This is a genomic window from Pseudomonas sp. THAF187a (assembly GCF_009363395.1).
GTDB classification, from domain to species: domain Bacteria; phylum Pseudomonadota; class Gammaproteobacteria; order Pseudomonadales; family Pseudomonadaceae; genus Aquipseudomonas; species Aquipseudomonas khazarica.
Genome location: NZ_CP045349.1, coordinates 991,562 through 1,018,269, shown reverse-complemented (window position 1 = coordinate 1,018,269; position 26,708 = coordinate 991,562). Strand labels below are relative to the sequence as shown.

Sequence of the window (26,708 nt, the reverse complement as noted above, 5' to 3'; positions counted from 1 at the left end):
GGTTAGGTTGGCGCCCCGCCATGGCGCCCTATGATCGGTCGGTGCACATAACAACAACAGGTTCACCGCTATGCGCCGTCTATTGATTGCCCTGCTTGCCACCGCCAGCCTGAGCGCTGCCGCAGCCGACAACTGGAAACCCTTCCCGCTCGACCAGAGCGCCTACGACTACAGCGGCGACAAGCTGCGCCAGGCCTGGCCGCAGCTGACTCGCGGCTTCGGCGACTACCCCTTCCCCGATGCCGACTGGGTGGTGACCATGGCCACGAGCTATCCGCAGGCGCTGGAGAAGACCGTCGCCGCCGGCACCGGCTTCACCGGCAAGCCGGAAGAAGCCGAACGATATGCGCAGCAACTGCAGGACGTGTGGCGCCTGATGTTCCGTGGCGATTTCGCCCAGGCCAAGGAGCAGGGCCTGGCCCTCGGCGTCGGCGGGCAGATCCCGGCGATGTTCGCCCAGGTCATCTATGCCATGTTCCTGGTGCCGGACCAGGCCGAGAAGCACCGCCTGCTGGAAGAAGTGATCGCCTACACCGACGAGGCTGGGGACCTGGTGCAGGCGGACACCGTCGCCCAGTTCGGCCGCGTCTACGCCAAGGCGCGCCTGGGCGAGGAACTGTCGGTACCGGTCGTGCTCAAGCGCGGCTACACCTCGCAGATCCCGGAGGAACTCAAGGCGCTACTGGCCAAGCAGCCGCAGCAGCCCTTCGCGCTCGCCCTGTATGGCGGCTATGAAGCCGGGGTGATTCGCAAGGTGGGCAAGCTGGTCGGCCGGATGACCTACGGCGTCAGCGCGGACAACATGGAGAAGTACTTCCGGCGCAGCTTCCAGGCCCGCGACGACCTGCCCATCGGTCACTACGAATACGCCAACGCACTGACCTACGTGTACGGCGACGATGAAGAGCAGAAGGTCATCGAGCACCTCAGGCTCGCCGCGGCGATCAAGCCGATCAACGCCATGGAAGCGCTGGAAGTGGCCCACGCGCAGAAGCTGCTGGCTCAGTACCAGCACAAGCTGGCGCAGAACTGACCGGCTGGCGCCAGCAGGCGCTGCATCGGCACCAACGAAAAAGGCGACCTTGTGGGTCGCCTTTTTCGTTTCGCCGTTCCTCAGGGCCGGTGTGGGCGCGAGAGGAACTCGTGCGACTGCATCTCCAGCAGACGGCTCAGCGTGCGCTGGAACTCGAAACTCAGGCGACCGCCGGTATACAGATCCTTGAGCTCCACCTCGGCGGAGATGATCAGCTTGACGTTGCGGTCGTAGAACTCGTCCACCAGGTTGATGAAGCGGCGCGCCATGTCGTCCTTGGCCACGCTCATCTGCTCGACGTTGGCGAGGATCACCGCATGGAAGATCTTGCCCAGCTCGATGTAGTCGTTCTGGCTGCGTGGGCCGTCGCACAGCTCGCGGAACTCGAACCAGGCCACGTCCTCGCAGACGCGCACGGCATTGATGGCGCGGTTCTCGATCATCAGCGCCTCGTTCTCGACCATGTGCGTGCAGTCAGGCAGCAGGCTCTGGAAGCTCTTGCGCAGGCTTTCCTCGGCGGCCACTCCCAGCGGGAAGTGGAACAGCTCGGCCTGCTCCAGCGCGCGCAGGCGATAGTCGACGCCACTGTCGACGTTGACGATGTCGGTGTGCTGCTTGAGCAGGGCGATGGCCGGCAGGAAGCGCGCTCGCTGCAGACCGTCACGGTACAGGCCGTCCGGCACGATGTTGGAGGTCGCCACCAGGGACACGCCGTTCTTGAACAGCTCCTCCAGCAGGGTCGCCAGGATCATCGCGTCGGTGATGTCGCTGACGAAGAATTCGTCGAAGCAGATCACCCGCGCCTCGTCGGCGAAGCGCTTGCCGATGATGGTCAGCGGATTCTTCTCGCCCTTGAGGGTCTTCATTTCCTCGTGCACGCGCTTCATGAAGCGGTGGAAGTGGGTGCGCATCTTCTGCTCGAAGGGCAACGCATCGAAGAAGGTGTCGACCAGATAGGTCTTGCCGCGCCCTACTCCGCCCCAGAAGTACAGGCCTTTGACCGGCCCCTGCGGCTTCTTGCCGAACAGCTTGCCCAGCAGCCCGCCCTTGCCCTGGTCGGAGGCGACCAGGTCGTCGTACAGACGCTGCAGGTGGCGAACGGCATTTTCCTGGGCCGCGTCATGGAAGAAGTCGGACCGTTTGAGATCGGCCTGATAACGCTCGAGGGGAGTCATGATTCGTTAGAGCCTGTTCAAAGTCTGCTGCGCGTCGGGTCTGTCGCGTGAGAAGCAAGCCCGGAATGCCCATGTACGCCCGTACAGGGTGCTTCCTCGCCTGCCTCTGGCTTGCGAGCCTGCAAGCAGGCGCTCGGCCGGGCAAGTAAAAACGGGGGCGTCACTTTAGCGACGCCCCCGTGGATTGGCAATCCGTGCACGTCGGACGGATGCGTGACGCCCCCGCGTTCACGGGAGCGCAATCCCCGATCAGTCCTGCGGTGCCAGCGCCTCGCGCAAACGCTGGATGGCGGCCTCCAGGGCCTGCGCATCGGCGAACTCGGGGCTGCTCGCCACGCTCTCGCCATCGATCCAGACCGAGAAGAACAGGCCGTCTGCGCGCACATCCAGCGCTTCTCCAGCCTGCAGGCGCTTGCCGACCATGCCGGACGACTTGCCATCGGCAAACGACTTCGACAGCAACAGCTGCTCGCCATCGGCGTCCAGCAGGCGGAAACGGAAACTACCGTCATCATCGCGGAAGCTGACGAAACGCGCGCTCTTGGCCGCTTTCTTCTTCTCGCTGCCGGCCGCCTGCACCTGCTCGCGGAACGAACGCAGGCCAACCGCTTCGCGCAGTTCGCCGAGGAACGGCGTGGCGATGCGGCGCGCCTTGGCGGCGCCGGCGAGGAGAATGTCCTCAAGGTCGGCGGGCCTGGCGATCAGCGCGTTGTAGCGCTCGCGAGCCTCGCCCAGCTCGCCTTCCAGCAGCAGGTACAGACGGTTCTTCGCCTCGCCCCAGGCCAGCCCGGCCTCCAGCTCGGCGCGGAACTCGGCCTGCTGGGTGGAAGATGCAAAGGCCTGGTACAGGGTGAACAGGTGCGAGCCGTCGACATCCTTGGGCTCGCCCGGCAGCCTGGAGTCGGTGACGATGCGTGCGATCGCCTCCTTGAGCTGCTTGCTGGTACCGAACAACGGGATGGTGTTGTCGTAGCTCTTGCTCATCTTGCGGCCATCGAGGCCAGGCAAGGTGGCGACTTCTTCCTCGATCACCGCCTCCGGCAGGACGAACAGGTCCTTGCCCTTGCCGAACAGGTGGTTGAAACGCTGACCGATGTCACGTGCCATCTCCACGTGCTGGATCTGATCGCGACCGACCGGCACCTTCTGCGCGTTGAACATGAGGATGTCCGCCGCCATCAGCACCGGGTAGCTGAACAGGCCCATGGTCACGCCGGCGTCCGGGTCTTCGCCGGCCTCGACATTCTTGTCCACCGATGCCTTGTAGGCATGGGCGCGGTTGAGCAGGCCCTTGCCGGCGACGCAGGTGAGCAGCCAGCACAGCTCGGGGATCTCGGGGATGTCCGACTGGCGATAGAAGGTCGCCTTGTCCACATCCAGGCCCAGTGCCAGCCAGGTGGCCGCGATCTCCAGGCGCGAACGCTGGATGCGCGCGGGATCGTCACACTTGATCAGCGCATGATAGTCGGCGAGGAAGTAGAACGAGTCGGCATCCGCGGCGCGGCTGGCGACGATGGCCGGGCGAATGGCACCGGCGTAGTTGCCCAGGTGCGGCGTGCCGGTGGTGGTGATACCGGTGAGGATACGGGTGGTCATAGTGATTCGCTTGTCTTGCTGCAATGACTAGGCGGGGCTCAGAGACGAGGCAGAAGGAGGTCCTTCAGATCGGTCAGCTTGCCATGGAAGAAGTGGCCGCATTCTGCCACTTTCAGCAGTTCATGGGCACGCCCGAGATTGGCCGACCAGTCGTAGACCACCTGTGGTTCCACCACTTCATCCGCCTCCGGCTGGATCACCACCAGCGGGCACTGGCTCGCCGGGGGCGTATCGCCGCCGAGGCGATGCACGGCGGGCGCCACCATGAACAGCTTGCTGGGTGTCCGATCCTGAGCCTCCAGTCGTGCACCCAGGGCCGCCGCGACGAAACCGCCGAAGGAAAACCCCAGCAGGGTGATGGGCAGGTCCGGGTAGCGTTCCTGCAACCAGGCAGCGACCGCCTCGGCATCGTCCACCTCGCCGGCGCCCATGTCATGGCTACCTGCGCTGGCACCGACGCCACGGTAGTTGAAACGCAGGGTGTGATAGCCGCAATCGCGCGCCGTGCGCTGCAGGGTAGACACCACCTTGTTGAGCATGGTCCCGCCCTGCACCGGATTGGGGTGGCAGACCAGGGCAATGCCACGGGCGTCAGGCACTTCCAGCAGAAGGGCTTCGAGCTGGCCCACCGGGCCGGGAATGAAAATGGGGGTTTCGCGACTGAGCAACACTGAACTCCGTGACCCCGCAACGGGTCGACTCGTCTAGCAAACTGCCTGTGCGGCAAATGAACCTGTTCAGCGTCTCGCGAGCCGGAGCAATGCAGGGCCAAAACAGGGGAGGAAGCGCAGTGTACTGATGTACATGAGCATTCCGAACCGGTTTTTACCGCAGCAGTGCCGACGCGCAGTAGACTCCGAGCAGGTTCTGGTCGTATACAGCACAGGCTCAAGCCGCTAACGTAAAGCAAAGCCGTTTTGAGAGGAAGGACTCGTGGAACAGACACTTGCAGCCTGGTTGGTACCCGCCCTGACCCTGGTGGTCGGCATCGCCGTGGGCTTTCTGCTCGCCCGCCTGGCACCCAACGCCGCACCCGGCCGCACACAGCGGCAGATGGATGAGATGCAGGCACGCTTCGAGGCCTACCAGAACGAAGTGGTGACCCACTTCAACACCACTGCCAGCCTGGTGAAGAAACTCACCCAGAGCTACCAGGATGTGCAGGAGCATCTGTCCGACGGCGCCAACCGCCTGGCCCTGGACGAGCTGACCCGTCAGCGTCTGCTGGCCACGCTGAACAGCGCGGAAAACGCCGAGAAGCGCGAGCGCCTGACGCCGCCGAAGAACTACGAAATGCCCAAGGACTACGCGCCGAAGAACGACGGCCCGGGCATGCTGGACGAGAGCTATGGCTTGAAGAAGTAACCCGCCAGCGAGATACGAAAAGCCCCGCATCGCGGGGCTTTTTTATTGGCTGTGTCCCGTCCTGAATAAGGTTTACACCTCCCATCCCGATTTTCCGGAGAGCTAGATGGAGCAAGGTGTAAAGCGCACGCAGCGAGATTACTCGCTGTCTTTTAAATTGGCCGTCGTTGATCAGATTGAAAAAGGCGAGCTGACCTACAAGCAGGCCCAGGTACGGTATGGCATCCAGGGTCGATCAACGGTTCTGGTATGGTTGCGTAAGCATGGTCGGCAAGATTGGAGCCAAGGGGCGTCGATCCGGGCCGAGAGGAGTTGCGCGATGTCCGCCCCCAAAACGCTCACTCCAGAGCAGCGGATCAAAGAGCTTGAGCAGCAGCTTGAGTTGATGAGCCAGAAAGCTCATTTCTTCGAGACCGTCGTTGATGTCCTGAAAAAGGACTACGGTGTATCGGTCGTAAAAAAGCGATCCGGCAAGTCCTCTCGCAAGGTCAAGTCGCAGGGCTGAGCATTGCCAGGGCTTGTCAGTTTCTCGGCATCAGTCGGCAGGCTTACTACAAGCGCAACCGAGTGGCTGATAGCAAAGCACGCCAAGCAGATCGGATTGTCGAGTTTGTTCAACAAATCCGGATGCGTCAGCCACGGCTAGGCACACGGAAGCTGCACTATCTGCTGCGCTGCCAGCCTGATAGGCAGGTCCAAGTTGGCCGAGACCGGCTGTTTGAAGTCTTGGGAGAGCGCCGTTTGCTGGTGCTACCCAAGCGGGCGTATCACAAGACAACTCAGAGCTTTCACCGCTTCTATCGTCATCCCAACCGACTGAAGCCAGGCCCGAATCAAATTGTCCCATCAAGGCCAGAGCACGTTTGGGTGGCGGACATCACTTACCTGCCTGCCAGAAGCGGCCCGCTATACCTAAGCCTGGTAACAGATGCTTACTCCAGAAAGATTGTTGGCCATCATGTGCATGAGAGCCTGCATGCCGAGTCGGTTGCGCAAGCCTTTAGACAGGCACTGCGCAAACGGCGGCGGCGTCAGCCGTTAGTCCATCACTCAGACCGAGGTATTCAATACTGCTCAGCGCTGTACCAGTCACTGCATGCACGGAACGGGGTGCAATGCTCGATGACTGACGGATATGACTGCTACCAGAACGCGCTGGCCGAACGGATCAATGGAATACTCAAAACAGAGCTGCTGCTGAGCAGTCCAGAAAATCTAGAGCAGGCGAGAACGATGGTTGATGAGACGGTGCAGATCTACAACACGGAGCGGCCTCACATGGCCCTGAAAAACAAAACGCCCGATGCGGTGCATCGGGCGTTTTGAGGCCTATCGGCCTACCTGAGCAGGTGTAAACCTATTTCAGGACTAGACACTGCGATGACACGACCAAAACAGCTGGCGGTCGGCGTGCCCACCCGCTCTCGCAGCGCCTGCCGCGTTACGGGCCATCGCGACGCCCTGCTCCCTGACGAAAAAAGCCCCGCACATCTGGCGGGGCCTTTTCGTTCAGCAGAGGACGATCAGATCGCGCCGCGACTGCGCAGCAGCTCCAGCACCGCCTTGACGCCCTGCTCGATCGACTGCGACTGGGTGTCAATCACCAGGTCGGCATCCAGCGGTACGTCGTAGGGGAAGCCCTCGCCGGGGATGTTGTCGCCACCGGCCGCGTACAGCCCCTGCGGGTCACGCTCGGCGCAGATCTGCGGCGAAGCCTGCACGTAGACGGTCAGCGCACGTTCGCGGCCGATCAGCGCCTTGGCCTGCTCACGCCCTTCGGCATCCGGAGCGACGAAGGCGGCCAGTGCGATCATCCCGGCCTCGTTGAACTGACGCGCCACATGCGCGGCACGACGCCAGTTCTCGGCACGCCCGGCACGATCCTGCGGCAGCCCTTTGTTCAGGTCATGGCGCAGGTTCTGCCCGTCGAGGACGAACACACCACGGCCCATGTCGAACAGCTTGCGCTCCACCGCGTACGCCAGGGTGCTCTTGCCTGCACCGGAGAGGCCGGTGAACAGCACGGTAGCCGGCTGCTGACCGAAGCGCGAGGCGCGCTCCTCGGTCGACACGTGCGCCAGGCGACCGTGCTGACCACCGCCATGAGCGACCGGCTCGGCGATGATCATGCCGGCGCCAACGGTGCCGTTGGTCAGTCGATCGATGACGATGAACGCGCCGGTGGTGCGGTTGTGCTCGTAGCCATCGAGGGCGATCGGGGCATCCAGCGCCACCTTGACCCGGCCAATCTCGTTGAGCTTCAGCTCGCTGGCCGTGCCCTGCTCCAGGGTGTTCACGTCGACACGGTGCACGATGCTCGGGATCGAGCCTGGCACGTAGCTGGTGGCGCGCTTGATGTCGTACTTCTTGCCCGGCAGCATCGGCTCTTCGCCCATCCACACCAGCATGGCCTCGAAGCCGTCGGTGACCTGCGGACGATTGTCGGCGTGCACCAGCATGTCGCCGCGCGACACGTCGATCTCGTCTTCCAGGGTCAGGGTGATGGCCTGGCCCGGACCGGCCTGCTCCAGCTCACCTTCATAGGTGACGATGGACTTGACCCGGCTGGTCTTGCCCGACGGCAGTGCCAGGACTTCATCGCCCTTGCGCACGATACCGCTGGCCAGGGTGCCGGCGAAGCCACGGAAGTTCAGGTTGGGCCGGTTGACGTACTGCACCGGGAAGCGCAGGTCGTCGAAATTGCGGTCGCCGGAGACTTCCACGGTCTCGAGGATCTCCATCAGCGACTGGCCGGTGTACCACGGCGAGCGCTCGGACTTGTTGACCACGTTGTCGCCCTTGAGCGCCGACATCGGCACGAACTCGAGGGTGGTCGGGCGCAGGTTGATCTTCTCGGCGAACGACAGGTAGTCGGCCTTGATCTGCTCGAACACGCCCTGATCGAAGTCCTTCAGGTCCATCTTGTTGACGGCGACCACGATGTGCTTGATGCCCAGCAAGGAGGCGATGAAGCTGTGGCGCTTGGTCTGGGTCTGCACGCCGTAGCGGGCGTCGATGAGGATGATCGCCAGGTCGCAGGTCGAGGCACCGGTGGCCATGTTGCGCGTGTACTGCTCATGGCCGGGGGTGTCGGCGATGATGAACTTGCGCTTGGCGGTGCTGAAGTAGCGGTAGGCCACATCGATGGTGATGCCCTGCTCGCGCTCGGCCTGCAGGCCATCGACCAGCAGCGCCAGGTCGATATCGTCGCCGGTGGTGCCGACCTTCTTCGAATCCTTGGTGATGGCTTCCAGATGGTCTTCGTAGATCATCTTGGAATCGTGCAGCAAGCGACCGATCAGCGTGCTCTTGCCGTCGTCGACGTTACCGCAGGTGAGAAAACGCAGCAGTTCCTTGCGTTCGTGCTGAGCCAGGTAAGCGAGGATGTCCTGGCTGATCAAATCGGATTGGTGACTCATGGTGCGCGATCCTCAGAAATAGCCCTGACGTTTCTTCTCTTCCATCGAACCGGCCTGGTCGTGGTCGATGACCCGGCCCTGGCGTTCGCTGGTCTTGGTCAGGAGCATCTCCTGGATGATGTCCGGCAGGGTCGCCGCCGTGGACTCCACCGCGCCGGTCAGCGGGTAGCAGCCGAGGGTACGGAAACGCACCATTTTCTTGGTGATACGTGCCTTCTCCTCGTCGGAGAGGTGCTCGAGGATGCGCTCGTCATCGATCATGATCAGCGTGCCGTTGCGCTCGATCACTTCACGCTCGGCGGCGAAGTACAGCGGCACGATCGGGATCTGCTCCAGATAGATGTATTGCCAGATGTCCAGCTCGGTCCAGTTCGACAGCGGGAAGACACGGATCGACTCGCCCTTCTTCACCTTGCCGTTGTACACGTTCCACAGTTCGGGGCGCTGGTTCTTCGGGTCCCAGCGATGCTTGCTGTCACGGAAGGAGTAGACACGTTCCTTGGCACGCGACTTCTCTTCGTCGCGGCGGGCACCGCCGAAGGCGGCGTCGAAACCGTACTTGTCCAGCGCCTGCTTGAGGCCCTCGGTCTTCATCACGTCGGTGTGCTTGGCACTGCCGTAGGTGAAGGGGTTCATGTCCTGCGCCACACCGTCAGGGTTGATGTGGGTGATCAGATCCAGGCCCATTTCGCTGACCATCTTGTCGCGGAAACGGTACATTTCCTGGAACTTCCACCGCGTATCGACGTGCATCACCGGAAATGGCAGCTTGCCGGGGAAGAACGCCTTGCGGGCCAGGTGCAGCATCACGGCGGAATCCTTGCCGATGGAATAGAGCATCACCGGGTTGTCGAATTCGGCGGCCACTTCACGAATGATGTGGATGCTTTCCGCCTCCAGCTGCTTGAGATGGGTCAGTTTGTCGAGCATGGCTACTCACGGTTTGCTGTTATGGGGCCGGCGGGCCGTGGACGAGCGCGCACTCTATCACAGCATCTGCTTATACTCAGGGCACTGGTTAGACCGAAAAGATCTAGTGTTATACCTGCCCGTAAGCGCCATTCAGATGGGATTGGGGCAGTCGATGAACAGGTGTTCGAGGGCGAAACGCCGCGCCAGATAGTCGCCCAGGGCCTGCACACCGTAACGCTCGGTCGCGTGATGGCCGGCCGCGATGAAGCTCACGCCGTTCTCGCTGGCACTGTGGAAGGTCTGCTCGGAGGCCTCGCCGGTCAGGTACAGGTCGACCCCTGCAGTGATGGCCTGGTCGATGTAGCCCTGGCCACCGCCGGTGCACCAGCCGACCCGACGAATCAGCCCCTGCCCTTCGACCAGCAGCGGTTCGCGACCGAGGGCCTGCTGCACGTGATGGGCGAAATCGACGGCACTCATCGCCTCCGCCAGCGAGCCGACCAGACCGACGGTACGCGGGTTGTCCGGCTCCAGCGGCCCTTCGACGACGATGCCCAGCTGCCGAGCGAGCTGCACGTTGTTGCCGACCTCGGGATGGACATCCAGCGGCAGGTGGTAGGCCAGCAGGCTGATGTCATGCGCCAGCAGGGCCTTCAGGCGGCGCTGCTTCATGCCGGTGACACAGGGGTTCTCGCCTTTCCAGAAATAGCCGTGATGCACCAGCAGCACATCGGCCTCGGCCTCGATGGCCGCCTCTATCAGTGCCTGACTGGCGGTAACGCCGCTGACGATACGACGCACTTGCGGACGCCCCTCGACCTGCAGACCATTGGGGCAGTAATCGCTGATGCGCGACGCGTTGAGAAAAGCGTCAGCTTCCTCGACCAGGGTGGACAGGGCAATGGCCATGAAGATTCCTCTCAAGCTGTTGCGGGCCGCTGCCTAATTGGCGAGCACCTCACTATAATGCGCCACCTTAAGGGCGACCTTTTGCCCTCGCAACCCTCAGGATTGTCTCGATGCCCCAGGCACTGCGTTTTCTCGGTTGGCCCCTGCTGGTCGGTGTGCTGCTCGCACTGCTGCTGATTCAGCAGTACCCGGAGTGGGTCGGCTTGCCGCGCAAGGAAGTGCAGCTGGTCCAGGCACCGACCTACAGCCGCCTGCAGGAAGGCCCCGTGTCCTATGCCGAAGCCGTGGACACGGCGTCGCCGGCGGTGGCCAACCTCTATACCACCAAGCTGGTGAGCAAGCCGGCCCATCCGCTGTTCGAAGACCCGACCTTCCGCCGCTTCTTCGGTGACAACCTGCCCCGCCAGCAGCGCATGGAGTCGAGCCTGGGCTCGGCCGTGCTGATGAGCCGCGAAGGCTACCTGCTGACCAACAACCACGTCGTCAGCGGCGCCGACCAGATCGTCGTGGCGCTCAAGGACGGCCGCGAAACCCTCGCACGGCTGATCGGCAGCGACCCGGAAACCGACCTGGCAGTGCTGAAGATCGATCTGCCCAACCTGCCGGCGATCACCCTGGGCCGCTCCGACGCCATCCGCATCGGCGACGTGACCCTGGCCATCGGCAACCCGTTCGGCGTCGGCCAGACCGTGACCATGGGCATCATCAGCGCCACCGGGCGCAACCAGCTGGGACTGAACACCTACGAGGACTTCATTCAGACCGACGCAGCGATCAACCCGGGCAACTCGGGCGGCGCGCTGGTCGACGCACATGGCAACCTGGTGGGCATCAACACCGCGATCTTCTCCAAGTCCGGTGGCTCGCAGGGCATCGGCTTCGCCATCCCGGTCAAACTGGCAATGGAGGTGATGCAGGCGATCATCGAACATGGCCAGGTGATCCGTGGTTACCTGGGCGTCGAAGTGCAGCCGCTGACTCCTGAACTGGCCGAGTCCTTCGGTCTGGAAGGCCGCCCCGGCATCGTCGTCGCTGGCGTCTATCGCGACGGCCCGGCGCAACGCGCCGGCCTGCAGCCAGGCGACCTGATCCTCAGCATCGATGGCGAAGCGGCCAGCGACGGGCGCCGCTCGATGAATCAGGTGGCACGCACCAAGCCTGGCGACAAGATCCGCATCGAAGTCCTGCGCAACGGCAAGCAGTTGGATCTGACCGCGGAAATCGGCATTCGCCCACCGGCCAACGGTAACTGAAGGCACGAAAAAGCCGGCTGATGCCGGCTTTTTCGTGCCTGCCCCGCAAGCGTCTTACAGCCCCTGCAAGGCCTCCAGCAACGCCTGGTTCTGCTCCGGCGCACCGATGGTGATACGCAGGAACTGAGCGATGCGCGGCTGCTTGAAGTGCCGCACGATCACGCCCTGCTCACGCAGAGCGGCCGCCAGGGTCGCTGCATCCTTGCCGGGATGGCGGGCAAAGACGAAGTTGGCCGCCGACGGCAGCACCTCGAATCCCAGCCCCTGCAGGCCTGCCACCACCGCCTCGCGGCTGGCGATGACCTGCTGGCAGGTCTGCTCGAAGTAGGCACGGTCCGCGAAGGCCGCCGCCGCACCGGCGATCGCCATACGATCGAGCGGGTAGGAATTGAAGCTGTTCTTGATTCGCTCCAGGGCCTCGATCAGGTCGGGATGGCCCACGGCGATACCGACGCGCAGACCGGCCAGCGAGCGCGACTTGGACAAGGTCTGGGTGACCAGCAGATTGGGGTACTTGTCCACCAGGCTGATCGCCGTCTCGCCACCGAAGTCGATGTAGGCCTCGTCCACCAGTACCACCGAATCAGGACTGCCCTGCAGCAGGCGCTCGATAGCGTCGAGCGGAAGCAGGCAGCCGGTCGGCGCATTGGGGTTGGGGAAGATGATGCCGCCATTGGGCCTGGCGTAGTCCTCGACACGGATCTGGAACTGTTCGTCCAGCGCCACCTGCTCATGGTCGATGCCGTACAGGCCGCAGTACACCGGATAGAAGCTGTAGCTGATGTCCGGGAACAGCAGCGGCGCGTCATGCTGGAACAGGCCGTGGAAAGCGTGTGCCAGCACCTCGTCGGAACCGTTGCCGACGAACACCTGGGCCGGCTGCACGCCGTAGTATTCGGCCACCGCCTGCTTCAGGCGATCGCCGTTGGGGTCCGGGTACAGGCGCAGGTCATCGTTCAGCTCCGCGTGCATGGCCGCGATGGCCCTGGGCGAAGGACCGTAGGGGTTTTCGTTGGTGTTGAGCTTGACCAGCTTGCTCAGCTTCGGCTGCTCACCCGGCACGTAGGGCACCAGGTCCTTGACGAAGGGGCTCCAGAATTTGCTCATCTGCCCTTCTCTCCTCGAATACTTGAGTTGTCTTATGCAAAGCGGTGGACAAGCGAAGCGTTGTCCACCCTGCGCGGCCGTTAAGGCTTGATGCGGTACTCGGCGCTGCGCGCATGCGCGGTCAGCGACTCGCCGCGGGCCAGCACCGACGCGCTCTTGCCCAGTTCGGACGCCCCGTCCGGCGAACAGAAGATGATCGACGAACGCTTCTGGAAGTCATACACCCCCAGCGGCGAGGAAAAGCGCGCAGTACCGGAGGTGGGCAGCACGTGGTTGGGGCCGGCGACATAGTCGCCCAGCGCCTCGGCGGTATAACGCCCCATGAAGATCGCACCAGCGTGGCGAATCTGCGGCAGCCAGGCTTCCGGGTCGGCCACCGACAGCTCCAGGTGTTCCGGGGCGATGCGGTTGGCCACCTCGATGGCCTCGGCCATGTCCGCTACCTGCACCAGTGCGCCACGGCCTTCCAGCGAAGTGCGGATGATCTCGGCACGCTCCATGGTCGGCAGCAGCCTGGCGATGCTCTCGGCCACGCGGTCAAGGAAGGCGGCATCCGGGCTGACCAGGATCGACTGGGCATCTTCGTCGTGCTCGGCCTGGGAAAACAGGTCCATGGCGATCCAGTCCGGATCGGTCGCGCCGTCGCAGACCACGAGAATCTCGGACGGCCCGGCGATCATGTCGATACCGACCTTGCCGAACACGTGGCGCTTGGCGGTGGCCACGTAGATGTTGCCGGGGCCGACGATCTTGTCCACCGGCGGCACGCTCTCGGTGCCATAGGCCAGGGCAGCGACGGCCTGCGCGCCACCGATGGTGAACACGCGGTCGACACCGGCCAGGGCGGCGGCGGCCAGCACCAGTTCGTTGATCTCGCCACGCGGGGTCGGCACCACCATGACCACTTCCGGCACGCCGGCGACCTTGGCCGGAATGGCGTTCATCAGCACCGACGACGGATAGGACGCCTTGCCGCCCGGCACGTACAGGCCGGCGCGGTCCAGCGGAGTGACCTTCTGCCCGAGTACGGTGCCGTCGGCCTCGCTGTAACGCCAGGAGTCCTGCTTCTGCTTCTCGTGGTAGCTGCGCACGCGCTCGGCGGCGACCTCCAGAGCCGCACGCTGCTCGGCGGTGATGCGTTCCAGCGCCTGTTCCAGACGCGCGCGCGGCAGGATCAGATCGGCCATCGAGGCCACTTCCAGGGCATCGAAGCGCTGGGTGTACTCGACCAGGGCGGCGTCGCCGCGCTCACGCACGGCCTTGATGATTTCCAGCACGCGCTGGTTGACGCCATCGTCGGAGACGCTTTCCCAGGCGAGCAGATGGTCCAGATGAGCCGCGAAGTCCGGATCGGCAGCATTGAGTCGGCGGATGGCAACGGGAGCGGTCATAGCGAAAGCCTCATCTGATTGGCGTTTTCTCGGGCGCCCGTAATGTAGCAAGCCCACCGTGCGGGCACCCGAGAAAAATGGCTATGACACGGATAGGCTGGTAAAGCACCCTGCCGCGACGGCAGGCGTGCCATTGATCAGCCTTGGTGTCGTGCTTCGACGGCACCACGCAGGGTTTCGATCAGCGCCTGGATGCGGGCGTGCTGCATCTTCATCGACGCCTTGTTGACGATCAGTCGCGAACTGATCGTCGCGATCAGCTCCTGCGGTTCGAGGCCGTTGGCACGCAGGGTGTTGCCGGTATCGACCACGTCGATGATCTTGTCCGCCAACCCCACCAGCGGCGCCAGCTCCATCGAGCCGTACAGCTTGATGATGTCGACCTGGCGACCCTGCTCGGCATAGTAGCGCTTGGCGACGTTGACGAACTTGGTGGCGACGCGCAGGCGCCCCTTGGGCTCCGGCGCACCGACCTTGCCGGCGGTCATCAGCTTGCACTTGGCGATCTGCAGGTCCAGCGGCTCGTAGATACCCTGGCCACCGTACTCCATCAGCACGTCCTTGCCGGCCACGCCGAGATCGGCGGCGCCGTGCTCGACATAGGTTGGCACGTCGGTGGCGCGCACGATCAGCAGACGCACGTCATCCTGAGTGGTGGGGATGATCAGCTTGCGACTCTTGTCCGGATTCTCGGTCGGCTCGATGCCCGCTGCCGCCAGCAGTGGCAGGGTGTCATCGAGAATGCGGCCTTTGGACAGGGCGATGGTCAGCATGAAACGGTTTCCTTGATCGGAAGCGGCCGCTCCGACGGGAAGCGGCCCTACGACAATGGCGGCAGGCGGAGGCACCTGTTCACAACGCCGCTGGCTGCAGGCCCTTCACAACTCAGCGGGGCCGGCGCACAGCGAGTTGCAAGCGGCGTCTCAGCCCGGCACGCGGCGAATCTTGGCACCCAGCAGTTGCAGCTTCTCTTCGATGCACTCGTAGCCACGGTCGATGTGGTAGATGCGGTCGATCAGCGTATCGCCATCGGCCACCAGCGCAGCCAGCACCAGACTGGCGGAAGCACGCAGGTCGGTCGCCATGACCGGGGCACCCTTGAGCTTGTCGACACCCGTGACGATGGCGGTGTTGCCCTCGACCAGGATGTTGGCGCCCATGCGCAGCATCTCGTATACGTGCATGAAGCGGTTTTCGAACACGGTCTCGACGATGGTGCCGGTGCCTTCGGCCACCGCGTTGAGGGCGATGAACTGCGCCTGCATGTCGGTGGGGAACGCCGGGTAAGGCGCGGTCCGCAGGTTCACGGCCTTGGGACGCTTGCCCTTCATGTCCAGCTCGATCCAGTCCGGGCCGGTGGTGATCTCGGCACCCGCTTCCTGCAGCTTGGCGAGCACGGCTTCCAGGGTCGACGGATCGGCATCCTTGACCTTGACGCGACCACCGGTAACGGCTGCAGCGACCAGGTAGGTACCGGTTTCGATACGGTCGGGCATGACATTGAAACGCGCGCCGTTGAGACGCTCGACACCGTCGATGACGATGGTATCGGTACCCGCACCCTGAATCTTCGCACCCATGGCGATCAGGCAGTTGGCCAGGTCGACCACTTCCGGCTCGCGGGCGGCGTTTTCCAGCACGCTGCGGCCCTTGGCCAGGGTCGCCGCCATCATGATGTTCTCGGTGCCGGTCACGCTGACCACATCGAAGAAGAAGTGCGCGCCACGCAGGCCGCCTTCCGGCGCCTTGGCCTTGATGTAGCCGCCTTCCACGTCGATCTTCGCGCCCATGGCCTCGAGCCCACGGATGTGCAGGTCGACCGGACGCGAGCCGATGGCGCAACCGCCAGGCAGGGCGACTTCGGCCTCACCGAAACGGGCGACCATCGGACCGAGCACGAGGATCGAGGCACGCATGGTCTTGACCAGCTCGTAGGGGGCGACCAGCGTCTTGATGCTGCGCGCATCGACTTCGACGGAGAGCTTTTCGTCGATCACCGGCTCGATGCCCATGCGACCGAACAGTTCGATCATGGTGGTGATGTCGTGCAGGTGCGGCAGGTTGCAGATGGTGACCGGCGCATCGCCCAGCAGGGTCGCGGCCAGGATCGGCAGCGCAGAGTTCTTCGCACCGGAAATACGGATTTCGCCATCGAGGCGAGCGCCGCCGGTAATGATCAGTTTGTCCATAGGAATCTCGTCGCCCGCAGGCTCAGGAACGCGCGGCCCAATCGGCCTGGCTGAAAAATTTCATGGTCACGGCGTGGATGCTGCCATCGGCGATCCAGGCGTTGAGGTGGGCATAGATCTGCTGCTGACGCTTGACCGGGCTGAGAGCGGCCAGATCGTCGCTGATCAGGTTCAGCTGGAAGTTGCAGCCTTCGCCTTCGACTTCCACCTGGGTATTCGGGAGTTTTTCCTCTAGGAGGCTTTTTACTTCTGCAGCCTGCATGCTCGACCTCGACTGACGCATTCGGGCACCTGAGCCCGCGGGTCGGCCATCATACAAAAAAGCCTCCCGCCTGCGAACCCCGCCCGCCGTACCGCTGACGGAACGCCGAGAGGCGGTTCTCGGTTACGCCAGTGGCAGCAACTCCAGCAACCCGCTGACCTGGGCAATCTGCCGCATGTCCTCGGGCAGGCCGCTGATCGACAGCTCGTGCCCGGACTCGCGCGCATCGCGGGTGAACGCCAGCAGCAGCGACAGGCCGACGCTGCTGGACTTCTCCACCGCCGCACAGTCCAGCGCCAGGCGCTTGACGCTGCAGCCGGTGATCAGGCGCGCACCCTGCTCGCGCAAGCCGGGGCCGGTGCGATAGTCGAGCACGCCGGCCAGCTGCAGCTGACCGGGCGCCCGCTCGATGATGGTCGCCTGGCTCACGAGTTGCCTCGCGCCTCACGCGCCTTGGCCACGGTATCGGCCCAGGTGTCGATGACCTTGTCCAGGTCGTTGCGATTGTTCTGCATCGACTGGGCGAACTGGTCGCGGAACAGCTTGCCAACGTTGATGCCGTTGATCACGACATTGCGCAGCTTCCACACACCATCCATGGACACCATGGTGTAGGACAGCGGATAGACCACGCCCTTGCCGTCACGGATTTCCATGCCGATCGAGGTGCGCTCGGCGTCCTGCTTGCCGGTGGCCGGCAGCACACGGATGTCCTGATTGTCGTACTCGAGCAGAGCGTTGCCGTAGAACTGCATCAGGCTGCGCTTGAAGTTCTCCTGGAAGCGGCTCATCTGCTCGGGCGAGGCCTGACGCGAATAGCGCACGGTCATCACGCCACGCGAGATGCCGTCGACATCCACCACCGGACCGAGAATGTCGTTGAGCGACTGATAGAAAGCCGCCGGATCACGACGGTACTCGTCCTTGTTGGCCTTGAGGTCCGCCAGCAGCGTATCGGTGGTCTGCTGCACCACCTCGTGAGCGCTCGGCGCCGCCAGTGCCAGCAGAGGCATGGCCGCCAGCAGGGTCAGCAACAGGTTACGTGCGGTCTTGAACATCATGGGAGCCCTCATCAATTGGCTTCGTCTTTATTGACCGAATTGAGCAGGAATTTGCCAATCAGGTCTTCCAGCACCAGCGACGACTGGGTGTCGTGGATGGTGCTGCCGTCTTTGAGCACCGTCTCTTCACCACCCACGCTGATGCCGATGTATTTCTCGCCGAGCAGCCCTGCGGTCAGAATCGACGCAGTGGAGTCCTCGGGTAGATTGTCGACGTTACCGTCGAGTTCCAGGGTCACCCGCCCCATGTAGCTGTCACGGTCCAGGTCGATGGCCGTCACCTTGCCGATACTGACACCGGCCATGGTCACCTTGGCGCGCACAGTCAGGCCGGCGATGTTGTCGAAATAGGCATAGACCTTGTAGGTGTCACCCGCCGATCCAACGCTCAGGCCGCTGACGCGCAGGGCCAGCAGCAGCAGGGCCAGCACACCTGCCATCAGGAACAGACCGACACCAATCTCCAGCGTGCGGTTTTGCATCAGAAGTCTCCAAACATCAAAGCGGTCAGAATGAAATCCAGCCCCAGCACGGCCAGCGAGGCGTAGACAACGGTACGGGTAGTGGCGCGACTGATCCCCTCGGACGTGGGCTCGCAGTCATACCCCTGGAACACGGCGATCCAGGTCACCACGAAGGCGAAGACGATGCTCTTGATCACGCCGTTGAGCACATCGTCATAGAAGGAAACGCTGTTCTGCATGTTGGACCAGAACGAGCCCTCGTAGACTCCCAGCCAGTCGACGGCGACCATGGCCCCGCCCCAGATGCCGACGACACTGAAGATCATCGCCAGCAGCGGCATGGAGATGAAACCGGCCCAAAGGCGCGGGGCGACGATGTACTTGAGCGGATCGACACCGATCATTTCCAGGCTGGACAACTGCTCGGTGGATTTCATGTTGCCGATCTCGGCGGTCAGCGCCGAGCCGGCACGTCCGGCGAACAGCAGCGCAGTCACCACCGGGCCGAGCTCACGCAACAGGGTCAGGGCGACCATCTGCCCCACGGCCTGCTCGGAGCCATAGCTGACCAGGATGTTGTAGCCCTGCAGGGCCAGCACCATGCCGATGAAGACGCCGGAGACGACGATGATCGCCAGCGACATCACGCCGACGGCGAACAGCTGCTTGATCAGCAGCTGCATCGGCTTGCCGGCGCGGTTGCGGCCGAACAATGCGCCCACCAGGAACAGCATCGAGCGCCCCAGCGTCGCCACCACATCGATACCCGCACGACCGAACAGACGCAGCCGTTCGAGCGGTGAAATTCTGCGCATCAACCTCTCCCCAACAGATCTTCGCGGTAATCCGGCGCCGGATAATGAAAGGGCACCGGACCATCCGGCGTACCTTTCATGAACTGCCGGATACGCGGGTTATCCGACTCCATCAGCTCGGCCGGAGTGCCGTGCCCCAGCACTTGCGCATCACCGACGACATAGAGGTAGTCGGCAATGCTGGCGGTTTCCGCAAGGTCGTGAGAGACCACCACGCTGGTGATTCCCAGCGCGTCATTGAGCAGGCGGATCAGGCGCACCAGCACGCCCATGGCGATGGGGTCCTGGCCGACGAAGGGCTCGTCGTACAGCAGTATCTGCGGGTCCAGCGCAATGGCACGCGCCAGGGCCACACGACGCTTCATGCCGCCGGACAGCTCGTCCGGCATCAGCTCCAGCGCGCCACGCAGACCGACGGCCTGCAGCTTCATCAGCACGATGTCGCGGATCATCTCTTCGGGCAGCTTGGTGTGCACGCGCAACGGAAAGGCGACGTTCTCGAAGACATCGAGGTCGGTGAACAGCGCACCGCTCTGGAACAGCACGCCCATCTGCTTGCGCATGTCGAACAGCTCATCGCGCGACAGCTTCGGCAGACTGACACCCGCAACGCGGACGTCACCGGCGGACGGACGCAACTCGGCGGCGATCAGCCGCAGCAGCGTGGTCTTGCCGCAACCGGACGGCCCCATGATACCGGTGACCTTGCCGCGCGGTATGCGGATATCGACCGTGTCGAAGATCGACCGCGCGCCACGCTTGAAGCTGACGCCCTGCAGCTCGATCGCATACTCGTGCTCGGCGCTCATCTGAACTCCTTGAAAAACTGGCCTTCCTGGCAGACGCCATCTCCCACCTACTGGGACACACCTGCAAGATGGCCGAAATGGCCGCGAACTATAGCACTGGCTGGAGTTACCGCCCAATAGCGACGCGCGCCAGCGTTCAGACTTGCGACAGCTTCGATGTTACGCACACTCAGCAAAGGTGAGCGTTGCAAGCATTTCCGTTTATAATCCTCGTCTTTTTCGCCCGAAGCCTCTGTTTAGCATGAACCAGACCCGTGACCTGATTGATTCCGCGCTGCGCACCATTCGCCTCGAGATCGAAGCAGTACAGGAACTTTTGCCTCGTATCGACGCAGATTTCGTCAAGGCCTGCGAGCTGATCCTGGACTGCAAGGGCCGCGTGGTCGTGGTCGGCATGGGCAAGTCCGGGCACATCGGCAACAAGATCGCTGCCACCCTGGCCAGCACCGGCACCACGGCGTTCTTCGTCCACCCGGCCGAAGCCAGCCACGGCGACATGGGCATGATTACCCGCGACGACATCGTCCTGGCCCTGTCCAACTCCGGCTCCACGGCGGAGATCGTCACGCTGCTGCCGCTGATCAAACGCCTCGGCATTCGCCTGATCAGCATGACCGGCAACCCGAACTCGCCACTGGCCCAGGCCGCCGAGGTCAATCTCGATGCCAGCGTCTCGCAGGAAGCCTGCCCGCTGAACCTGGCACCGACCTCCTCGACCACCGCCAGCCTGGTACTGGGCGACGCCCTGGCCATCGCCCTGCTGGAAGCTCGCGGCTTCACCGCCGAAGACTTCGCCTTCTCCCACCCGGGCGGCGCGCTTGGCCGCCGCCTGCTGCTAAAGGTGGAGAACGTCATGCACAAGGGCGACGCACTGCCCTGCGTGCACCGCGGCACCAGCCTGCGTGACGCACTGCTGGAAATGACCCAGAAAGGCCTGGGCATGACCGTGGTGCTGGAGAGCGACGGCCGCCTGGCCGGCATCTTCACCGATGGCGACCTGCGTCGCACGCTGGACAAGGGCATCGACGTGCGCCAGGCGCTGATCGATGACGTGATGACCCCGCATGGAAAGACCGCCCGCGCAGAAATGCTCGCGGCAGAGGCCCTGAAGATCATGGAAGACCACAAGATCAATGCCCTGGTCGTCGTCGACGACCAGGACAACCCGGTCGGCGCATTGAACATGCACGACCTGCTGCGCGCGGGGGTAATGTGATGAACGACCTGCTGCAGCGAGCCCGCGCCGTCAAGCTGGCGATCTTCGACGTCGATGGCGTACTCACCGACGGCCGCCTGTACTTCCTCGAAGACGGCAGCGAGTTCAAGACCTTCAACACCCTCGACGGTCACGGCATCAAGATGCTCATCGGCTCGGGCGTGCGCACCGCCATCATCAGCGGGCGCAAGACCCCGGTGGTCGAGCGCCGCGCCAACAACCTCGGCATCCAGCACCTGTTCCAGGGCCGTGAAGACAAGCTCGTCGTTCTCGACGGCCTGCTCGCCGAACTCGGCCTAGACTACGAGCAGGTCGCCTACCTGGGCGATGACCTGCCGGACCTGCCGGTCATCCGTCGCGTCGGCCTGGGCATGGCCGTGGCCAGCGCGGACAGCTTCGTGCGCCAGCACGCCCATGGCGTGACCCAGGCGCGCGGCGGGGAAGGCGCCGCCCGGGAATTCTGCGAACTGATCATGCGTGCCCAGGGCACGCTGGATGCGGCTCAAGCCGCCTACCTGTGAGCCAAGCATGCTGCGCAAAGCCATCAACACCCTGATTTTCGCCCTGATCGCGGCCGTCGTGGCCGCCCTCGGGTACTGGAACATCGCCCCGGAAAACGCCCACAAGCCGCAACAGGCCAGCAACGACGACGCCATCGACTTCTACGTGCTGGGTGCGCGCACCGTGCAGTACCAGGATGACGGCAAGCTGCACTACCGCATGACCGCGGAGAAGCTCGAGCACGTCAAGAGCACCGACATCACCCTGGTCGACACCCCCAAGCTGGACCTCTACCGCGGCACCGAACTGCCCTGGAAAGTCACCAGCCAGCGCGCCGAGGTCTCCCCCGGCGGCACCGAGGTGGAGCTGATCGACGATGTGCGCATCGCGCGCACCGATGCCAAGAACCGCCCGACCATCATCACCAGCAGCCGCATGACCGTAATTCCCGACAAGGAATATGCGCAGACCAAGCAAGCCGTTAGAATCGTCGCGGCCAATGGGGTGACCACGGCACAAGGAATGAAAGCGTACTTGAATGACGGCAGGATGATCCTGCAGTCCAACGTAAGAGGCCAGCATGAGGTTCGTTAACACCCTCCCCCTGATTCTCAGCCTCGGCGCCGCATTGGGAAGCGCGGCAGCCTGGGCACTGCCATCGGATCGCGACCAGCCGATCCGCATCCAGGCCGACACGGCCGAGCTGGATGACAAGCAGGGCGTCGCAGTCTATCGCGGCGATGTGATCATCACTCAGGGCACCCTGAAGATCACCGGCGACACCGTCACCATCACCCAGACCGCCAGCGGTGACATCGACGTGTTCACCTCGGTGGGCAACCTCGCCTACTACGAGCAGAAGCCGGACGTGGACAAGGACATCGTCAAGGCCTACGGCAAGACGATCCAGTACTTCGCCAGCAACGAACGCATCGTGCTGATCGATCAGGCCAAGGTGATCCAGGAAGGCAATACCTTCGAAGGCGAGAAGATCGTCTACGACACCCGCCGCCAGATCGTCAACGCAGGCCGCGCCACTGGCAGCAATGTCAGCACGCCGCGCCCGCGCATCGACATGGTCATCCAACCGAAGAACAAACCCGCGGATCAGGCACAGCAGTAATGGCCATTCTCAAAGCCCAACATCTGGCGAAAAGCTACAAGAGCCGCCAGGTCGTGCGCGACGTCAGCGTGAGCATCGAAAGCGGGCAGATCGTCGGCCTGCTGGGCCCCAACGGCGCCGGCAAGACCACCTGCTTCTACATGATCGTCGGCCTGGTACGCGCCGATCAGGGCCGCGTGCTGATCGACGACATCGACGTCAGCCATCAGCCCATGCATGGCCGCGCTCGCGCCGGCATCGGCTACCTGCCGCAGGAAGCCTCGATCTTCCGCAAGCTGTCGGTAGCCGACAACATCATGGCCATCCTCGAGACCCGCAAGGATCTCGACCGCGCCGGACGTCAGGCCGAACTGGAAAGCCTGCTGCAGGAGTTCCATATCCACCACATCGCCGACAGCCTGGGCATGAGCCTGTCCGGTGGTGAACGGCGTCGCGTGGAGATCGCTCGCGCCCTGGCCACCAACCCGAAGTTCATCCTCCTCGACGAACCCTTCGCCGGCGTCGACCCGATCTCGGTGGGTGACATCAAGCAGATCATCCATCACCTCAAGGCCAAGGGCATCGGCATCCTGATCACCGATCACAACGTGCGCGAGACCCTGGACATCTGCGAGACCGCCTACATCGTCAACGACGGCCAACTGATCGCCGAAGGCAACGCCGAGACCATCCTCGCCAACCAGACGGTGAAAGAGGTGTATCTGGGCCACGAGTTCCGCCTGTAGGGCGCAGGCTATTTCGCTACAGAAATATTGCACCCCCTAGGCAAGAACGAGAAATTCAGGCATATAATTTGCTTCCTGGCGGCGCTTCGGCGCCCTGATGTGGAAGGCGTAACTCGCCAGTAAATTAAGGTCTGCAATGAAACCATCGCTAGTCCTCAAGATGGGCCAGCAGCTGACGATGACACCGCAGCTGCAACAGGCTATCCGCCTCCTCCAACTGTCGACCCTGGACCTGCAACAGGAAATCCAGGAGGCACTGGAATCCAACCCCATGCTCGAGCGCCAGGAAGACGGCGACGACTTCGACAACAGCGACCCCATGGCCGACGGCGCGGAAAGCGCCGCCCCCACCCCCAGCAAGGAAGACAGCTACCAGGAATCCACCCCGACAGTGGACAGCCTGGAAGAAGGCGAGTGGGCAGAGCGCATTCCCAATGAACTGCCGGTCGACACGGCGTGGGAAGACGTCTACCAGACCAGCGCCAGCAGCCTGCCGAGCAACGACGATGACGAGTGGGACTTCACCACCCGTACCTCCAGCGGCGAGAGCCTGCAGAGCCACCTGCTCTGGCAGCTGAACCTGGCGCCCATGTCCGACAAGGACCGCCTGATCGCCGCCACCCTGGTCGACTGCATCAACAACGACGGCTACCTCGAAGAAACCCTCGAGGAAGTCACCGAGTCCTTCGACCCTGAACTCGACATCGAGCAGGACGAAGTCGAGGTCGTCCTGCATCGCATCCAGCAGTTCGAGCCGGCCGGCATCGGCGCGCGCGACCTGCGCGAGTGCCTGCTGCTGCAACTGCGCCAGCTGCCTGCCGGCACGCCATGGCTGAGCGAAACGCAGCGCGTGGTCAGTGACTTCCTCGAAGTACTCGGCAGCCGCGACTACGCCCAGCTGATGCGGCGTACCAAGCTCAAGGAAGACGAACTGCGCCAGGTCATCGAACTGATCCAGCGCCTCAACCCGCGCCCGGGCTCGCAGATCGAATCCAGCGAGCCGGAATACGTGGTCCCGGACGTGATCGTGCGCAAGCACAACGATCGCTGGCTGGTGGAGCTCAACCAGGAAGCCATGCCACGCCTGCGCGTCAACGCGCAGTACGCAGGCTTCGTCAAGCGAGCCGACTCCAGCGCCGACAACACCTTCATGCGCAACCAGCTGCAGGAAGCGCGCTGGTTCATCAAGAGCCTGCAAAGCCGCAACGAAACGCTGATGAAGGTAGCCACGCAGATCGTCGAGCACCAGCGCGGCTTCCTCGACTACGGCGACGAGGCGATGAAACCGCTGGTCCTGCACGACATCGCCGAAGCGGTCGGCATGCACGAGTCGACCATCTCGCGCGTGACCACGCAGAAGTTCATGCACACCCCGCGTGGCATTTACGAGCTGAAATACTTCTTCTCCAGCCACGTCAGCACCTCCGAAGGGGGCGAATGCTCGTCCACCGCGATCCGCGCAATCATCAAGAAACTGGTCGCTGCAGAAAACGCGAAAAAGCCGTTGAGTGACAGCAAGATCGCTGGTTTACTGGAGGCACAAGGCATCCAAGTCGCCCGTCGGACGGTCGCCAAGTATCGCGAGTCCCTCGGCATAGCGCCCTCCAGTGAGCGCAAGCGACTGATGTAGGCCAGATCGATTGGAGGCCTGGGCCTCCAAGCCAACGTGTTCCGGTGGCGGGTCGCAAGAGACCCGTCTCTTACACAAGGCAACAAGGAGAAAGCGGTATGCAAGTCAACATCAGTGGACATCAGCTGGATGTGACCGACGCCCTGCGTGACTATATCGGCGAGAAACTGGGCCGACTGGAACGCCACTTCGACAAGATCACCAACGTTCAGGTGACCATGGAGGTCGAGAAACTCAAGCAGAAGATCGAGGCGACTCTGCACGTTGCAGGCGGCGAAGTGGTCGCCAACGCCGAACATCAGGACATGTACGCAGCCATCGACCTGTTGGCCGACAAACTTGACCGTCAACTTATCAAGCACAAGGAAAAGCAGCTCGACCGCCTGCAAGGCGCCACGGCCCGCTGACATTCCCCATCCATGATCCGACTTGAAAACATCCTGACCCCCGGCCGTTCCCTGGTGAACGTGCCGGGCGGCAGCAAGAAACGCGTGCTCGAACAGATCGCCAACCTGGTCGCCCGCGATCTTCCCGACCTGGATGCCCAGGACATTTTCGAAAGCCTGATTGCCCGCGAGAAACTCGGTTCGACCGGTTTCGGCAACGGCATCGCCATTCCTCACTGCCGCCTGGCTGGCTGCAGTGATCCGATCAGCGCCGTGCTGCATCTGGACACCGCCGTGGACTTCGACGCCATCGACGGCGCCCCGGTCGACCTGCTGTTCGTACTGCTGGTGCCGGAGGCCGCAACCGACGCTCACCTCGAGCTGCTACGCCAGATCGCCAGCATGCTCGACCGCGGCGACGTACGTGAACGTCTGCGCCATGCCTCAAGCGGCGAAGACCTTTACCAAGTGGTCGTGGACACTCAGAACGGTCAATAAGCATGCGCCTGATCATCGTCAGCGGTCGCTCGGGCTCGGGCAAGAGCACCGCCCTCGATGTCCTTGAGGACAACGGCTTCTATTGCATCGACAACCTGCCAGCCGGCCTTCTGCCTGATCTCGCGGAACGCTTTCTGCCGCACAGCGACATGCTCCTGCCACAGGTCGCGGTATCCATCGATGCACGTAACCTGCTGAGCCAGCTCAAGCGTTTTCCCGAACTGCTCGACGAAGTGCGCCAGCGCAACATTCGCTGCGACGTGCTCTATCTCGATGCCGAAGACGACACCCTGCTCAAGCGCTTCTCGGAAACCCGCCGGCGCCACCCGCTGACCAATGACAACCGCTCGCTGGCCGAGGCGATCGCCTACGAAAGCCAGTTGCTGGCTCCGATCACCGATCGCGCCGACCTGAAAATCGACACTACACGCCTGAACCTGTACCAGTTGCGCGACACCCTCAAGCTCCGCCTGCTGGGCCAGGCACAAACTGGCACGGCATTTCTGGTCGAGTCCTTCGGCTTCAAGCGCGGCATGCCGGTGGACGCCGACCTGGTGTTCGATGCCCGCTGCCTGCCCAATCCCTACTGGAAACCCGAATTACGCGACTACTCCGGCCTAGACCAGCCCGTGATCGACTACCTGGCGGCGCAACCGGAAGTGGAAGAAATGTATCAGGACATTCTCGTCTATCTGGACAAGTGGCTGCCCCGCTTCGCCGCCAGCAACCGGGCCTACGTGACCGTCGCCATCGGCTGCACCGGCGGTCACCACCGTTCGGTCTACCTGGCCAGCCGCCTGAGCCAGGCACTGAAAGAGAAATTGAAGAACGTCCAGGTGCGTCACCGCGACCTCAGCTAAGGAGCCCCG

General features: G+C 63.2%; 29 protein-coding genes. 13 read left to right on the top strand and 16 right to left on the bottom strand.

Features of this window, described 5'->3' with window-relative positions; genetic code table 11:
• Positions 1-70 precede the first annotated feature (70 nt).
• Positions 71-1,033 carry a hypothetical protein gene (locus tag FIV02_RS04640; protein ID WP_152487939.1) on the top strand — a complete coding sequence of 321 codons (963 nt, stop codon included), beginning with the start codon at positions 71-73 and terminating at the stop codon, positions 1,031-1,033.
• Positions 1,034-1,113: 80 nt separating this feature from the next.
• On the opposite strand, the gene zapE is transcribed toward FIV02_RS04640, so the two are convergent.
• The 3 genes from zapE to FIV02_RS04625 form a co-directional block, all read right to left on the bottom strand.
• Positions 1,114-2,208: a cell division protein ZapE gene (gene zapE / locus FIV02_RS04635; RefSeq protein WP_152487938.1), complete on the bottom strand. Its 1,095-nt coding sequence runs from the start codon at positions 2,206-2,208 to the stop codon at positions 1,114-1,116.
• 249 nt (positions 2,209-2,457) lie between these two features.
• Positions 2,458-3,804 (bottom strand): tryptophan--tRNA ligase, encoded by a 1,347-nt coding sequence (locus tag FIV02_RS04630; RefSeq protein WP_152487937.1) that lies wholly within the window; start codon positions 3,802-3,804, stop codon positions 2,458-2,460.
• A 38-nt stretch (positions 3,805-3,842) separates the two neighbouring features.
• Complete coding sequence (locus tag FIV02_RS04625; RefSeq protein WP_172979126.1) at positions 3,843-4,472, bottom strand: alpha/beta hydrolase; 630 nt, start codon at positions 4,470-4,472, stop codon at positions 3,843-3,845.
• Positions 4,473-4,737: 265 nt separating this feature from the next.
• Here FIV02_RS04625 and FIV02_RS04620 point away from each other — a divergent pair, with 265 nt between their 5' ends.
• Together FIV02_RS04620 and FIV02_RS04615 are read left to right on the top strand one after the other, a co-directional pair.
• Entirely contained in the window at positions 4,738-5,169 is a 432-nt protein-coding gene (locus FIV02_RS04620; protein ID WP_037046561.1) for a YhcB family protein, read from the top strand.
• Between the two features lie 106 nt (positions 5,170-5,275).
• Positions 5,276-6,495 (top strand): IS3 family transposase gene (locus FIV02_RS04615; protein ID WP_152487935.1). Its coding sequence is split into 2 segments (ribosomal slippage): positions 5,276-5,624 and positions 5,624-6,495, totalling 1,221 coding nucleotides; the frame shifts between segments, so codons are not numbered across the junction.
• A gap of 197 nt (positions 6,496-6,692) precedes the next feature.
• On the opposite strand, the gene cysN is transcribed toward FIV02_RS04615, so the two are convergent.
• The 3 genes from cysN to FIV02_RS04600 form a co-directional block, all read right to left on the bottom strand.
• Positions 6,693-8,588, bottom strand: a complete 1,896-nt coding sequence (cysN, locus tag FIV02_RS04610) for a sulfate adenylyltransferase subunit CysN (protein WP_152487934.1) — start codon at positions 8,586-8,588, stop codon at positions 6,693-6,695.
• A 12-nt stretch (positions 8,589-8,600) separates the two neighbouring features.
• Positions 8,601-9,518, bottom strand: a complete 918-nt coding sequence (cysD, locus tag FIV02_RS04605; protein WP_037046552.1) for a sulfate adenylyltransferase subunit CysD — start codon at positions 9,516-9,518, stop codon at positions 8,601-8,603.
• A gap of 132 nt (positions 9,519-9,650) precedes the next feature.
• Positions 9,651-10,409 carry a Nif3-like dinuclear metal center hexameric protein gene (locus FIV02_RS04600; RefSeq protein WP_152487933.1) on the bottom strand — a complete coding sequence of 253 codons (759 nt, stop codon included), beginning with the start codon at positions 10,407-10,409 and terminating at the stop codon, positions 9,651-9,653.
• 110 nt (positions 10,410-10,519) lie between these two features.
• On the opposite strand from FIV02_RS04600, the gene algW reads away from it, so the two are divergent.
• Positions 10,520-11,662: a Do family serine endopeptidase AlgW gene (algW, locus tag FIV02_RS04595; RefSeq protein WP_037046548.1), complete on the top strand. Its 1,143-nt coding sequence runs from the start codon at positions 10,520-10,522 to the stop codon at positions 11,660-11,662.
• Positions 11,663-11,716: 54 nt separating this feature from the next.
• Here the strand turns inward: algW and hisC are convergent, their stop codons facing one another.
• From hisC to FIV02_RS04545, 10 genes are all read right to left on the bottom strand, one after another.
• Positions 11,717-12,769 carry a histidinol-phosphate transaminase gene (hisC, locus tag FIV02_RS04590; RefSeq protein ID WP_152487932.1) on the bottom strand — a complete coding sequence of 351 codons (1,053 nt, stop codon included), beginning with the start codon at positions 12,767-12,769 and terminating at the stop codon, positions 11,717-11,719.
• 80 nt (positions 12,770-12,849) lie between these two features.
• The gene (gene hisD, locus FIV02_RS04585) at positions 12,850-14,160 is read right to left on the bottom strand and encodes a histidinol dehydrogenase (protein ID WP_037046542.1); all 1,311 of its coding nucleotides are present in this window, start codon (positions 14,158-14,160) and stop codon (positions 12,850-12,852) included.
• Positions 14,161-14,297: 137 nt separating this feature from the next.
• Entirely contained in the window at positions 14,298-14,933 is a 636-nt protein-coding gene (gene hisG / locus FIV02_RS04580; protein ID WP_037046535.1) for an ATP phosphoribosyltransferase, read from the bottom strand.
• 150 nt (positions 14,934-15,083) lie between these two features.
• Positions 15,084-16,349, bottom strand: coding sequence for a UDP-N-acetylglucosamine 1-carboxyvinyltransferase (gene murA / locus FIV02_RS04575; protein WP_037046532.1), 1,266 nt, complete (start codon positions 16,347-16,349; stop codon positions 15,084-15,086).
• A 22-nt stretch (positions 16,350-16,371) separates the two neighbouring features.
• Positions 16,372-16,611, bottom strand: a complete 240-nt coding sequence (locus FIV02_RS04570; RefSeq protein WP_017678930.1) for a BolA family protein — start codon at positions 16,609-16,611, stop codon at positions 16,372-16,374.
• Between the two features lie 123 nt (positions 16,612-16,734).
• On the bottom strand, positions 16,735-17,040 hold the full coding sequence (locus FIV02_RS04565; protein ID WP_037046528.1) for a lipid asymmetry maintenance protein MlaB: 306 nt from the start codon (positions 17,038-17,040) through the stop codon (positions 16,735-16,737).
• Entirely contained in the window at positions 17,037-17,669 is a 633-nt protein-coding gene (locus tag FIV02_RS04560; RefSeq protein WP_037046526.1) for a phospholipid-binding protein MlaC, read from the bottom strand. Before FIV02_RS04560 ends, FIV02_RS04565 begins: the two co-directional genes overlap by 4 nt.
• Positions 17,670-17,683: 14 nt before the next feature.
• Entirely contained in the window at positions 17,684-18,154 is a 471-nt protein-coding gene (gene mlaD, locus FIV02_RS04555; RefSeq protein ID WP_134676872.1) for an outer membrane lipid asymmetry maintenance protein MlaD, read from the bottom strand.
• A complete protein-coding gene (mlaE, locus tag FIV02_RS04550; RefSeq protein ID WP_037046520.1) occupies positions 18,154-18,951 on the bottom strand; it encodes a lipid asymmetry maintenance ABC transporter permease subunit MlaE in 798 nt (265 codons plus the stop codon). Before mlaE ends, mlaD begins: the two co-directional genes overlap by 1 nt.
• Entirely contained in the window at positions 18,951-19,760 is an 810-nt protein-coding gene (locus FIV02_RS04545; protein WP_150608148.1) for an ABC transporter ATP-binding protein, read from the bottom strand. The genes mlaE and FIV02_RS04545 overlap by 1 nt, the downstream gene beginning before the upstream one ends.
• 241 nt (positions 19,761-20,001) lie before the next feature.
• On the opposite strand from FIV02_RS04545, the gene FIV02_RS04540 reads away from it, so the two are divergent.
• The 9 genes from FIV02_RS04540 (at position 20,002) to rapZ (ending at position 26,699) form a co-directional block, all read left to right on the top strand.
• Positions 20,002-20,976, top strand: coding sequence for a KpsF/GutQ family sugar-phosphate isomerase (locus FIV02_RS04540; protein WP_152487931.1), 975 nt, complete (start codon positions 20,002-20,004; stop codon positions 20,974-20,976).
• Positions 20,976-21,497 (top strand): HAD family hydrolase, encoded by a 522-nt coding sequence (locus FIV02_RS04535; protein WP_037046510.1) that lies wholly within the window; start codon positions 20,976-20,978, stop codon positions 21,495-21,497. Before FIV02_RS04540 ends, FIV02_RS04535 begins: the two co-directional genes overlap by 1 nt.
• Positions 21,498-21,504: 7 nt before the next feature.
• On the top strand, positions 21,505-22,071 hold the full coding sequence (gene lptC, locus FIV02_RS04530) for an LPS export ABC transporter periplasmic protein LptC (RefSeq protein WP_152487930.1): 567 nt from the start codon (positions 21,505-21,507) through the stop codon (positions 22,069-22,071).
• Positions 22,058-22,600, top strand: a complete 543-nt coding sequence (lptA, locus tag FIV02_RS04525) for a lipopolysaccharide transport periplasmic protein LptA (protein WP_037046505.1) — start codon at positions 22,058-22,060, stop codon at positions 22,598-22,600. Before lptC ends, lptA begins: the two co-directional genes overlap by 14 nt.
• Positions 22,600-23,325, top strand: a complete 726-nt coding sequence (gene lptB, locus FIV02_RS04520) for an LPS export ABC transporter ATP-binding protein (RefSeq protein WP_037046502.1) — start codon at positions 22,600-22,602, stop codon at positions 23,323-23,325. Before lptA ends, lptB begins: the two co-directional genes overlap by 1 nt.
• 136 nt (positions 23,326-23,461) lie before the next feature.
• Positions 23,462-24,955 (top strand): RNA polymerase factor sigma-54, encoded by a 1,494-nt coding sequence (locus tag FIV02_RS04515; protein WP_152487929.1) that lies wholly within the window; start codon positions 23,462-23,464, stop codon positions 24,953-24,955.
• A 98-nt stretch (positions 24,956-25,053) separates the two neighbouring features.
• Entirely contained in the window at positions 25,054-25,362 is a 309-nt protein-coding gene (gene hpf / locus FIV02_RS04510) for a ribosome hibernation-promoting factor, HPF/YfiA family (RefSeq protein WP_037046497.1), read from the top strand.
• 12 nt (positions 25,363-25,374) lie between these two features.
• Positions 25,375-25,839 (top strand): PTS IIA-like nitrogen regulatory protein PtsN, encoded by a 465-nt coding sequence (gene ptsN / locus FIV02_RS04505; RefSeq protein WP_037046493.1) that lies wholly within the window; start codon positions 25,375-25,377, stop codon positions 25,837-25,839.
• A 2-nt stretch (positions 25,840-25,841) separates the two neighbouring features.
• Positions 25,842-26,699, top strand: a complete 858-nt coding sequence (gene rapZ, locus FIV02_RS04500; protein WP_152487928.1) for an RNase adapter RapZ — start codon at positions 25,842-25,844, stop codon at positions 26,697-26,699.
• The last annotated feature ends 9 nt before the right edge of the window (positions 26,700-26,708 follow it).